General features: G+C 66.1%; 12 protein-coding genes. 8 read left to right on the plus strand and 4 right to left on the minus strand.

Going from position 1 to position 11,585, the window contains the following annotated elements; translation table 11 throughout:
- The 5 genes from EOA33_RS11205 to EOA33_RS11225 all read left to right on the plus strand — a co-directional run.
- A partial coding sequence (locus EOA33_RS11205; protein WP_145989113.1) for an FGGY-family carbohydrate kinase occupies window positions 1–1,336 on the plus strand: 1,336 nt, incomplete at its 5' end.
- 10 nt (window positions 1,337–1,346) lie between these two features.
- On the plus strand, window positions 1,347–2,387 hold the full coding sequence (locus tag EOA33_RS11210; RefSeq protein ID WP_127405648.1) for a 2-hydroxyacid dehydrogenase: 1,041 nt from the start codon (window positions 1,347–1,349) through the stop codon (window positions 2,385–2,387).
- 34 nt (window positions 2,388–2,421) lie between these two features.
- Window positions 2,422–3,939, plus strand: coding sequence for a glycerol-3-phosphate dehydrogenase (locus EOA33_RS11215; RefSeq protein ID WP_127405649.1), 1,518 nt, complete (start codon window positions 2,422–2,424; stop codon window positions 3,937–3,939).
- Window positions 3,939–5,012: a class II aldolase/adducin family protein gene (locus EOA33_RS11220; protein WP_127405650.1), complete on the plus strand. Its 1,074-nt coding sequence runs from the start codon at window positions 3,939–3,941 to the stop codon at window positions 5,010–5,012. The genes EOA33_RS11215 and EOA33_RS11220 overlap by 1 nt, the downstream gene beginning before the upstream one ends.
- 80 nt (window positions 5,013–5,092) lie before the next feature.
- Entirely contained in the window at window positions 5,093–6,034 is a 942-nt protein-coding gene (locus EOA33_RS11225; RefSeq protein ID WP_127405651.1) for a TIM barrel protein, read from the plus strand.
- Window positions 6,035–6,086: 52 nt separating this feature from the next.
- Here the strand turns inward: EOA33_RS11225 and fba are convergent, their stop codons facing one another.
- On the minus strand, window positions 6,087–7,151 hold the full coding sequence (gene fba / locus EOA33_RS11230) for a class II fructose-bisphosphate aldolase (RefSeq protein ID WP_127310708.1): 1,065 nt from the start codon (window positions 7,149–7,151) through the stop codon (window positions 6,087–6,089).
- Window positions 7,152–7,418: 267 nt separating this feature from the next.
- On the opposite strand from fba, the gene EOA33_RS11235 reads away from it, so the two are divergent.
- Genes EOA33_RS11235 through EOA33_RS11245 form a run of 3 tightly spaced genes read left to right on the plus strand, consistent with a single transcriptional unit; the run spans window position 7,419 to window position 9,430 of the window.
- Entirely contained in the window at window positions 7,419–8,189 is a 771-nt protein-coding gene (locus EOA33_RS11235; protein ID WP_126056069.1) for a DeoR/GlpR family DNA-binding transcription regulator, read from the plus strand.
- Window positions 8,190–8,202: 13 nt separating this feature from the next.
- On the plus strand, window positions 8,203–8,961 hold the full coding sequence (locus EOA33_RS11240; RefSeq protein ID WP_126059196.1) for a triose-phosphate isomerase: 759 nt from the start codon (window positions 8,203–8,205) through the stop codon (window positions 8,959–8,961).
- Between the two features lie 28 nt (window positions 8,962–8,989).
- Window positions 8,990–9,430, plus strand: coding sequence for an RpiB/LacA/LacB family sugar-phosphate isomerase (locus EOA33_RS11245; RefSeq protein WP_126056068.1), 441 nt, complete (start codon window positions 8,990–8,992; stop codon window positions 9,428–9,430).
- Here EOA33_RS11245 and dhaL read toward each other — a convergent pair.
- The 3 genes from dhaL to EOA33_RS11260 form a co-directional block, all read right to left on the minus strand.
- A complete protein-coding gene (gene dhaL, locus EOA33_RS11250) occupies window positions 9,427–10,065 on the minus strand; it encodes a dihydroxyacetone kinase subunit DhaL (protein ID WP_127405652.1) in 639 nt (212 codons plus the stop codon). The genes EOA33_RS11245 and dhaL overlap by 4 nt on opposite strands.
- 10 nt (window positions 10,066–10,075) lie before the next feature.
- Window positions 10,076–11,089: a dihydroxyacetone kinase subunit DhaK gene (locus EOA33_RS11255; protein ID WP_190233853.1), complete on the minus strand. Its 1,014-nt coding sequence runs from the start codon at window positions 11,087–11,089 to the stop codon at window positions 10,076–10,078.
- A gap of 68 nt (window positions 11,090–11,157) precedes the next feature.
- On the minus strand, window positions 11,158–11,583 hold the full coding sequence (locus EOA33_RS11260) for a 6,7-dimethyl-8-ribityllumazine synthase (RefSeq protein ID WP_245482302.1): 426 nt from the start codon (window positions 11,581–11,583) through the stop codon (window positions 11,158–11,160).
- Between the last annotated feature and the right edge of the window lie 2 nt (window positions 11,584–11,585).

An 11,585-nucleotide genomic window follows, 5' to 3' on the forward strand; every position in this document is an offset into this window, starting at 1 on the left:
AATCACCATAGCGGTGACTGGGCAGGGCGACGGCACGTGGCTGATCGACAAGGGCGGCGAGCCAGTCGCCAAAGGCTGGCTGTGGCTCGACGCGCGCGCCGCCAGGGAGGTCGAGGAGATCCGCGCCCGGCCGGAGGACCGACTGCGCTTCGAAAAGACCGGCAGCGGGCTTGCCGCCTGCCAGCAGGGATCGCAGTTCGTCTTCATGAAACGAAACATGCCGGCAATGCTTGCCAGCGCCGCGACGGCATTCCATTGCAAGGACTGGCTCTATTTCAAGCTGACCGGCGAGCGCGCCACCGACCCTTCGGAAGGGACCTTCACCTTCGGCGATTTCCGCACGCGCGATTACTCCGACGATGTGCTCGACGTGCTCGGCGTCGCCGACCTCCGGCATTTGCTGCCGCCGATCGTCGACGGCACTAGGCAAAGCGCCGCCCTGTCCAAGGCGGCGGCCGATGCCAGCGGGCTGATCGCCGGCACGCCGGTCGTACTCGCCTATGTCGACGTCGCCTGCACCGCGCTCGGCGCCGGCCTGTTCGACCGCCAGCGCAAGCCCGGCTGTTCCATCATTGGCTCCACCGGCATGCACATGCGCCTTGCCGAGACCCCGGACGAGGTGCTCCTGAACGAGGCCAAGACCGGCTACACCATGACCATGCCGGCGCCCGGCGTCTTCGCGCAGATGCAGTCGAACATGGCGGCGACGCTCAACATCGACTGGGTGCTAGGGCTCGCCTCCGGCATCCTTGCCGCGCAAGGCATCTCGCGCTCGAATGGCGAGATGATCGCGCTGGTCGACGGCTGGATATCGTCGTCGAAGCCGGCTTCGCTGATCTACCAGCCCTATGTGTCGGAGGCCGGCGAGCGGGGTCCGTTCGTCGATGCCAATGCAAGGGCTGGCTTCGTCGGCATTTCCTCGCGCCACGGCTATGCCGACATGGTGCGCGCCGTTTTCGAGGGGCTGGCCTTCGCTTCGCGCGATTGTTACGCCGCCATGGGCTCGCTGCCGCGAGAGATCCGCCTCACCGGCGGCGCGGCACGCAGCCCGGCCCTGCGCAAGATCCTCGGCGCCGCCGTCGGCGCCGCGACGCGCACCAGCGAGCGCGAGGAGGCGGGCGCCGCGGGTGCCGCCATGATCGCGGCGGTCTGCGTCGGCCTCTACCGGTCGATGGACGATTGCGTCGCCGAATGGGTCACGCCTCTGCTCGGCAAGGCCGAGCCGAGCGACCCGCAACTCGCCGCCATCTACGACAGGATGGCGCCATCCTACACATTGGCGCACGAGGCGTTGCGTCCGGTCTGGCGGTCGATGGCCGCGGCGAAGGCAAATTGAGAAGTCGAGCATGCACAGAAAAATTGCGATCATCGGCGACCGTTTCATGCTCCCGGAGGTCTTTCGGATTGAGATCGAGAAGGCCTGCGGCAACAGCCTCGACATCCGCACGCTGGAAACCGCGTGGCCCGACGAGCCGATGGAGTTCGGCAACACCGCGCTCGGCCTCGACAAGGTAAAGGAGTATTTCGGCCATCCGGACGAGGTGGTCGATTTTGTCGGCGATGCCGAGATCCTGGTGACCCAGCTCGCTCCGCTCTCGGATGGAATGATGCGGCGCCTTCCGGCGTTGAAACTGGTCGCTGTGTCGCGCGGCGGACCGATCAACATCGACATGGCGGCCGCCAAGGCTCACGACATCCGCGTCGTCAACGTTCCAGGCCGCAACGCGAGCGCCGTCGCCGAGTTCACCATCGGCGCCATCCTCGCCGAGACGCGGCTGATCCGCGTCGGTCACGAGGCCCTGCGCAAGGGCGAATGGCGCGGCGATCTCTACCGCGCCGACCGCACCGGCCGCGAGCTCAGCGAGATGACCGTCGGTGTCGTCGGCTATGGCAATATCGGCACGAAGGTGGTGCGCCTGCTGCGCGCCTTCGGCTGCCGCGTCCTGGTCTGCGATCCCTACGTGCAGCTGAGCGCGGACGACCGCAATGCCGGCGTCGAGCTGGTCGCGTTCGACGAACTCCTGTCGCGCTCCGACGTGGTCACCCTGCACTCCCGGGTGACCGCGGAAACCCGCGGCCTGATCAACAAGGACACCATCGCCGGCATGAAGGCCGGCGTGATCTTCATCAACACCGCGCGCGGGCCGCTGGTCGACTATGACGCGCTTTACGAGGCGCTGGTCTCCGGCCATATCGCCTGCGCCATGCTGGAAACCTTCGCGATCGAGCCGGTGCCTTCGGATTGGCCGCTGCTGCAGCTGCCGAATGTGACGCTCACCCCGCATATCGCTGGCGCCTCGGTGCGCACCGTCACCTACGCGGCCGAGCAGGCGGCCGAGGAAGTGCGCCGCTATCTTGCCGGCCTGCCGCCGGTCAATCCGTGCTGAGTGCCATGAAGCGTTGCGTAGAGGGTTCGGCGAGATGAGCGGTGACGGCGACATTGTCGACCTTTTCGTCATCGGCGGCGGCGTCAACGGCGCCGGCATCGCGCGCGACGCCGCCGGCCGTGGCCTGTCCGTCATCCTGTGCGAGAAGGACGATCTCGCCGAAGGCACCAGCTCACGCTCCGGCAAGCTGGTCCATGGCGGCCTGCGCTATCTCGAATATTACGAGTTCCGGCTGGTGCGGGAAGCGCTGATCGAGCGCGAGGTGCTCTTGGAATCCGCCCCGCACATCATCTGGCCGATGCGCTTCGTGCTGCCGCACAGCCCCGACGATCGGCCGGCCTGGCTGGTCCGCATCGGCCTGTTCCTCTATGATCATCTCGGCGGCCGCAAGCGGCTGCCGGCCACGCGTACGCTGAACCTGCGCACGGCGCCAGAGGGCGCGCCGATCAAGGACGCTTTCAAGCGTGGTTTCGAATATTCCGACTGCTGGGTCGACGATGCCCGCCTCGTCGTCATCAACGCCCTGGACGCGGCGGAGCGCGGGGCGAGGGTCTTCACCCGCACCGCTTGCACCGCCGCCCGTCGCGACAAGGGCCTGTGGTCGGTCGAGATGCGCGACGGCAGGACCGGCGTGAAGACCACGGTCCGGGCAAAGGCGCTGATCAATGCCGCCGGCCCCTGGGTCAACGATGTCGTCAACCGCGTCGCCGGGCAGAACTCCAAGCGCAATGTCCGCCTGGTCAAGGGTAGCCACATCGTCGTGCCGAAATTCTGGGAGGGGCGGCAGGCCTATCTCGTCCAGAACAACGACAAGCGCGTCATCTTCATCAATCCCTATCAGAACGACCTGGCGCTGATCGGCACCACCGACATTCCCTATGAAGGGCGCCCGGAAGACGTGGCGGCGGAGGAGAGCGAGATCGACTACCTGATCAAGGTCGTCAACCGCTACTTCAAGCGCGGCCTGACGCGCGGCGACGTCGTCTACTCGTTCTCCGGCGTCAGGCCGCTTTATGACGACAATGCCGACAATCCGAGCGCGGTGACGCGCGACTATATTTTCGAGCTGGACGCGCCGACCGGGCGGGCGCCGCTGCTCTCCGTCTTCGGCGGCAAGATCACCACCTTCCGCAAGCTCGCCGAGCACGCGCTCGACCGCATCCAGCCGTTCTTTCCGAGAATGGGCAAGGCGTGGACTTCCGCTGCGCATCTGCCGGGCGGCGACATCGCCAATGCCGACTTCGAGCAGTTCCTCGGCGACCTCGGCCGCGACTACCCCTGGATGCCGGCCTCGCTGCTCAAGCATTATGGCCGGCTCTATGGCACGCGGACACGCGCTCTGGTCGGCAATGCCGGATCGCTCGACCAGCTCGGGCGGCACTTTGGCAGGGATTTCTTCGAGCGCGAGGCGAGCTACCTGTTCGAGCATGAGTGGGCGTCGACCGCCGCCGACATCCTCGACCGCCGCACCAAGCACGGTCTGCATCTCTCGGCCGCTGAGAGAGGCACCTTCGAGGACTGGTGCGCGAACCGATTGGCAAAGGCCGGCTGATGGCAGAACGTAATGATCATGATGCCGCCGAATTGCAGGCGTTGCGTGTCCTGTCGGCCAGTGTCGGCGCCGATCCTCTGCTGGTCCAGGGCGCCGGTGGCAACACCTCGCTCAAGCAAGCCGGTGTGCTGTGGATCAAGGCCTCCGGCACCTGGCTGATGAACGCGGCCAGCAACGACATCATGGTCCCGGTGGCGCTGGCGCCCTTGCTCGATGCCGTCGCGCGCAACGACCCGGCGGCCGAGAAGGCCGCCGTGTTCACGCTTGCCGAGCTCAACCCGCACCAGTTGCGCCCGTCCATTGAGACGACGGTGCATGCATTGCTGCCGCGAAAGGTCGTCGTCCATGTCCACTGCGTCGAGACCATCGCGATCGCCGTCCAGGCCAACGCCGAGGCGCTGCTGGAGGAACGCCTGCGCGGCCTCGACTGGGCCTTCGTGCCCTATCGCCGGCCGGGCCTGCCGCTGGCGCAAGGCATCGCCGAACGGCTGAAGCCGCGCACCGACGTGCTCGTGCTCGGCAACCATGGGCTGGTGGTCGCGGCCGAGACGGTCACCGAGGCAAACCTATTGCTGCGGCGCGTCACTGGCCTGCTTGCCCGCGCGCCGCGCAAGGCGCCTGCGCCCGACATCGACGCGCTGATCAGGCTCGCCATGGGTAGTGCCTACCGCCTTCCGGTCGCGATCGAGGCGCACGCCGCCGCCACCGATCTCGCCAGTTGCCGGATCGCCGCCTCGGGCAGTCTCTACCCGGACCACGTGATCTTTCTCGGCATCGGCTCGGCGATCGCCGGTCCGAACGAGAATGCCGCCGCCGTGGTGGCGCGGACAACGGCTGCCCGGCAGCCGGCTCCAGCCTCCATCCTCTTCCCCGGCAAGGGCATACTGATGCGCCGGGATGCCAATGCCGGCGCCGAGGCGATGGCGCGCTGCCTCGCCGATGTCGTCATCCGCGTCGATCCGACGGCGCGCGTCAACTATCTCAGCATCGAGGAGAATGCCGAGCTCCTGAACTGGGACGCCGAGAAATACCGCCAGGAGCTCAACCGGCGCGCCGGCAGCGTGCTGCAATGATTGCGCTTCATGTCGGCGGTTCGGGTGCGTGCGCCATCGGTCGTCACGCTGTCGGGCAGGCCTGAATAGGAGTCTGGAATTTGGCCTTCACGCTCTCCCTCAACACCAACCCGCTGGTCAACCGCTTTGCCGATCCGGACGACCTGATCGACGCCATCGCCTATGACATCGGCATAAGGGACGTCCAGCTCACGCATGAATTCGTAAATCCCGGCTGGCCCGCGGCGACGATCGCCAAATTCGTCCGCCTGTTCCGCGCCGCGCTCGACCGCACCGGCGTGCGCATCACGTCCGGCATGACCGGCCCCTATGGCCGGCTCAACCATTTCGGCCATCCCGATGCCGACGTGCGCCGCTACTATGTAGACTGGTTCAAGACCTTCGCCGCCATTTCGGCCGAGCTCGGCGCCAGCGGCATCGGCACGCAGTTCGCGATCTTCACCCACAAGGATTACGACGACCCTGAGCGCCGCGCCCGGCTGCTCGACATCGCGATGGAATGCTGGCGTGAGGTCGCCGATCATGCGAAGGCCGCGGGTCTCACCTATCTGTTCTGGGAACCTATGTCGGTCGGTCGCGAGTTCGGCCACACCATCGAAAGCTGCCGCGCGCTGCACAGCGAGATCGAAGCTGCGGGCCTCGCCATCCCGTTGAAGATGATGGTCGACATCGACCATGGCGACGTCACCTCCAGCAATCCCGCCGACATCGACCCCTATGCCTGGGCCGAGGCTTTCCCGAAAGAGTCGCCGATCATCCACATCAAGCAGTCGTCGATGAACAAGGGCGGCCACTGGCCCTTCACCGCCGCCTACAACAGGGATGGCCGCATTACTCCGGAGAAATTCCTGGAGACTGTGCGGCGCGGCGGCGGCACCGACAACGAGATCTGCCTGGAACTGTCCTTCCGCGAGCGCGAGCCGGTCGACCACCAGGTCGTCGCAATGATCCGCGAATCCGTCGACTATTGGGCGCCGTTCATCGACGCCGGACGATCGGATCTGTCGCCGCAGGCAAAGTAAATGGGCGCGAGCCGCTGTGGCTCACGCCGTTTGAACCGGGTCGGAACAGACCTCAGCCGAACTTCGGATCGAGGCTGCCCGCCTTGTAGCGCTTGGCCATGTCCGACAGCGGGATCGGCTTGATCTTCGGCGCGTTGCCGGCGGTGCCGAACTGCTCGAAGCGCTCCTTGCAGAGCTTCTTCATCGCGGCCATCGCCGGCGTCAGGTACTTGCGCGGGTCGAACTCGCTCGGGTTCTCGGTCAGCACCTTGCGGATCGCGCCGGTCAGCGCCATGCGGTTGTCGGTGTCGATGTTGATCTTGCGCACGCCGTGCTTGATGCCGCGCTGGATCTCCTCGACCGGAACGCCCCAGGTCGGCTTCATCTGGCCGCCGTACTTGTTGATGATCTCCTGCAGATCCTCCGGCACCGACGACGAGCCGTGCATGACCAGGTGCATGTTCGGCAGGCGGCGGTGGATCTCCTCGATCACGTTCATCGCCAGCACCGCGCCGTCCGGCTTGCGCGAGAATTTGTAGGCGCCGTGGCTGGTGCCCATGGCAACCGCCAGCGCGTCGACATGCGTGTCCTTGACGAACTCCACCGCCTGTTCCGGATCGGTCAGAAGCTGGTCGTGGCTGATCGCGCCCTCGACGCCGTGGCCGTCTTCCTGCTCGCCGCCGCCGCTTTCCAGCGAGCCGAGCACGCCGATCTCGCCTTCGACCGAGACGCCGCCCCAATGCGCCATGTCGACGACGCGGCGCGTGATGCCTGAATTGTAGGCGTAGTCGGCCGGCGACTTTCCGTCTTCCTTGAGCGAGCCGTCCATCATCACCGAGGTGAAGCCGTACTGGATCGCGGTGACGCAGGTCGCTTCGTTGTTGCCGTGGTCGAGATGCATGCAGACCGGGATGTCGGGGTGGATTTCGACCAGCGCGTCGATCAGCTTGGCCAGCACCACGTCATTGGCATAGGCGCGCGCGCCGCGGCTGGCCTGCAGGATGACCGGCGACTTGGTCTCCTCGGCCGCCTCCATGATGGCGAGGCCCTGTTCCATGTTGTTCATGTTGAAGGCCGGCACGCCATAGCCGTGTTCGGCGGCATGGTCGAGCAATTGTCTCAGTGTGATGCGAGCCACCCAATAGTCTCCCGTAACTGGTTTCGAATTCGGTTGCTGGCTGTTCGACCGTCGTCCAGCCCGCCGATGCTTCTGGCCGGAATCCCGGCGGACCGCAACCGTCCGGCGCGTCGCAGGGAGCAATTCTTGTTACAGGTCGGCAATCTCCGGCAAAGGAAAATCCCACGCCATTGTCACATTATCACAGATATTGTGATATGAATGCGATATCTGTTGTTATATATGGAAGAGCGACCAAGGCGCCCGGACGCTCGGAGGAACCGCGGAGTGAAGAGCGACAGCCGCCGGCAAGGCGTCATGGATTTCCTGATGGAGGCCGGCACCGCCTCCGTCGAGGATCTCGCCGCGCGCTTCGGCGTCTCGAAGATGACCGTTCATCGCGACCTCGACGAGCTGGAGGAGAACGGCTTCCTCCGCAAGGTGCGAGGCGGCGCCTCGATCCAACCGAGCGGCCTGTTCGAGAGCGATTTCCGCTACCGGCAAAAGCAGGCGGTCGGTGAGAAGCTGCGCCTTGCCGCCGCCGCCGTCGCCATGATCGAGCCGGGGCAGACGGTGATTATCGATGACGGCTCGACGGCGGGCGGCATCGCCGGGCACCTCGCCGATCTTCGCCCGCTGACGGTGATCTCCAACAATCTCGCCGTCATCCAGGATCTCGCCGGTGTCGGCGGCATCACGCTGATCGCGCTCGGCGGCCAGTACAGCAAGAAGTTCCACGGCTTCTTCGGCCTGCTCGCCGAGGAGACGCTGAAATCGCTGCGTGCCGACGTCGCCTTCCTGTCGTCGTCGGCCATCCACGGCAGCTCGGCCTTCCACCAGGACCAAGAGGTGGTGCAGACCAAGCGCCTGATGATGGCGGCGGCGGGGCGCAAATATCTGCTGGTCGATCACGGCAAGTTCGGCCGCACGGCGCTGCATTTTCTCACCGACCTCAAGGCGTTCGACGCGGTCTTCACCGGCAGCGAACTCGGCCAGCCCGTGCGTGACGAGCTGGAAGCCACAGGGGTTTCACTGACGGTTGTCGACGGCAAGGAATAGGGGAGTGGTACGCGTGGTCTACTGGGTCGGTACAAGCTGGAAGATGAACAAGACGCTCGCCGAGGCGCTCGCTTTCGCCAAGGCGCTGGCCGGCTTCGCGCCGGGGTTCGACCAGCGCATCCAGCCCTTCGTCATTCCGCCCTTCACGGCGGTGCGCGAGGTCAAGCAGGCGCTGGCATCGACGCGCATCAAGGTCGGTGCCCAGAACATGCATTGGGCCGATGCCGGCGCCTGGACCGGCGAGATATCGCCGCTGATGCTCGGCGATTGCGGCCTCGACCTGGTCGAGCTCGGCCACAGCGAGCGGCGCCAGCATTTCGGCGAGACCGACCACACGGTCGGCCTGAAGACGGCGGCGGCGGTCAGGCACGGGCTGATCCCGCTGATCTGCGTCGGCGAGACGCTCGCCGAGCGGGAGAGCGGCAAGGCCGATGCCGTGTTGACCGCGCAGGTCGAGGGCGCGCTGCAATTCCTCGAAGGCGAGGCGAGGGGAGCAAAAATCCTGTTCGCCTATGAGCCCGTCTGGGCGATCGGTGACAAGGGCATTCCGGCCAGCTCCGACTATGCCGACAGGCAACAGGCGCTGATCAAAACGGTTGCCGGCGGCCTGCTGCCTTCGGTGCCGCCGGTGCTCTACGGCGGCAGCGTCAACCCCGGCAACGCGGCCGAGCTGATCGGCCAACCAAACATTGACGGCCTCTTCATCGGCCGCTCCGCCTGGCGGGCGCAAGGCTACATCGACATCCTCCAGCGCGCCTCAGCCGCGATCTGACATCATTCGAACAGGAAAGGACAAGATCATGCGAATAGCCATTGGAGCGGACAGCGCCGGCAAGCCCTTGCTCGACGTCATCGCCGCCCACCTCGCCACCAAATCCGGCCTCAGCGTCAGCGACCTCAGCCAGGCCGGCTACTATGCCGATCTGTCGCAAAAGCTCGCCCAGACCATCGTCGACGGCGAGAACGATCGCGGCATCCTGTTCTGCGGCACCGGCATCGGCGTCTCGATCTCGGCCAACAAGGTGCCGGGCATCCGCGCCGCACTCACCCACGACACCTATTCGGCCGAGCGCGCGGCGAAATCCAACAACGCCCAGATCATCACCATGGGCGCCCGCGTCATCGGTCCGGAGCTCGCCAAGGCGATCGTCGATACCTGGCTCGCCTCGGAATTCGACGAGAAGGGGCCGTCGGCCGGCAATGTTCAGGCGATCAACCGTTTGGATGCAGCCAAGGCCTAATTGAGACTGCTTCGCATCGCGCCGATGACGGTGACGGCCGAGGCAGCACCCGGGTCGATATGGCCGAGCGAACGCTCGCCGAGCCGCGAGGATCGGCCCTTGGCCGCGATCATGTCCTTGGTCGCTTCGGCGCCGCTTTCGGCGGCGGTCAGCGCGGCCTGCAGGCTCTCGGCCAGGCTTTTGCCCGCGGCGTGCGCGGCGGCGGCCGCCTCGGCCGCCGGCTGCCAGGCGTCGATCATCGTCTTTTCGCCGATTTCGGCCTTGCCGCGATCCTTGATGCCTTGCGCCATCGCCTGGACCATGGCGACCACATCGTCTGCCGCCAGCGTCGCCTTGCCTTTGACGGCGGCGGCGGCGCGCATCAAGGCGGTCGCGTAAAGCGGGCCCGACGAGGCGCCGACGGCGTTGAGGAAGGATTTCGCCGCAGTGTTGAGCAGCGCCGTCGGCTCGATCGCCACAAGATCGAGCGCGGCGAGCGCATCGCGCGCGGCATTGAAGCCGAGCGCCATGGCGATGCCGTGGTCGGCGTCGCCGATGACGCCGTCGAGTTGGCAGAGCCTGTCCTTATCGGCCTCGATCGCCGCGGCGATGGCGTCGAACATTCTCTTCAGCTCTGCCGTTCCGATGGCGGTCATGGAAATTCCCTCAGCCGGCGCGGAACATGGCGCAATCGCACGGATGGTCGAGCAGGGTCTGCAGCTCGCCGTCGAGATGCTCCAGCGTCAGCGAGGCGCCGGCCATTTCCAGCGAGGTGCAGTAATTGCCGACCCAGGTCGCATGCACCGAGACGCCGATGTCGTCGAGCCGCTGCTTGACGCGCCGGTTCATGATGTAGAGCTCCATCAACGGCGTCGAGCCGAGCGAGTTGACCAGCACCGCGACCTTGTCGCCACGCGACGGCGCCATCTCGGCAATGATCCTGTCCAGCATCTCGTCGGTGATCTCGTCAGCGGTCCTGAGCTTGCCGCGCGCGATGCCGGGCTCGCCATGGATGCCCATGCCGATCTCCATCTCGTCGGCGCCGATCTCGAAGTTCGGCCGCCGCGTCTGCGGCAGCGAGCAGGGCGACAGCGCCACGCCCATAGTGAAGGTGTGGTCGTTGGCCTTCCTGGCGATGCGCTCGACTTCGTCGAAGGAGAGCATGCGGTCGCAGGCCGCGCCCGCCGCCTTGAAGATGAAGAAATTGCCGGCGACGCCGCGCCGCTTGCCCCGCTGGTCGCGCGGCGCAGAGGCCACGTCGTCGGTGGTCAGCACCGTGCGCACCTCGATGTCGTCCATCGCCGCCATCTCGGCCGCCATGTCGAAATTCATCACGTCGCCGGCATAGTTGCCGTACATGAACAGGACGCCAGCGCCGCGGCTCACCGCCTTGGCGCATTCGAGGATCGGGTCCGGCGGCGGCGAGGCAAAGACATTGCCGACCGCCGCGGCATCCGCCAGCCCCTTGCCGACGAAGCCGAGAAAGGTCGGCTCGTGGCCCGAGCCGCCGCCGATGACCAGCCCGACCTTGCCTGGCCGTGGCCCGTCGCGGGCGATGATCGAGCGCGGGCTGCCGTCCACGCTCCTGAGGTGGCGAGGATGCGCGGCCAGTATTCCTTCCAGCATCTCGTCGACGGAACGGTTGCCGTCGTTGATGATCTTCTTGGTCTGCACCGGCATGCTCCCGATCTCGGTTTTTTCGCGATATTAGAGGCTGTTACCGGGATTGCCACCCCGGCAACCGCGCCTCAAGCCGCGATCTTTTCCCGCGCCGCACTTATCTCAACGCAGGCCTTGGCCGCTTCCTTGCCCTTGACCTGGAAGTGCTCGAAGAAGAAGCGGTGGTGCTCGGCGCTGTCGTGATAATTGTGCGGCGTCAGCACCGCCGAAAGCACCGGCACGCCGGTCGCGAGCTGCACGGTCATCATGCCGTCGAGGACGGCGCCGGCGACGAAATCGTGCCGGTAGATGCCGCCATTGACGACGAAGGCGGTGCCGAGGATCGCGGCATAGCGGCCGGTCTCGGCGAGGGTCTTGGCATGCAATGGGATCTCGTAGGCGCCGGGCACGTCGAAGACATCGACGGCGAAGCGGCCGCCGCCGAGAACGGCAAGCTCCGCCTCGAACGCAGTGACGCACTGGTCGACGATGTCGGCATGCCAGCGCGCCCGAATGA

The sequence above is a fragment of the Mesorhizobium sp. M4A.F.Ca.ET.050.02.1.1 genome (assembly GCF_003997725.1).
Lineage (GTDB): Bacteria > Pseudomonadota > Alphaproteobacteria > Rhizobiales > Rhizobiaceae > Mesorhizobium.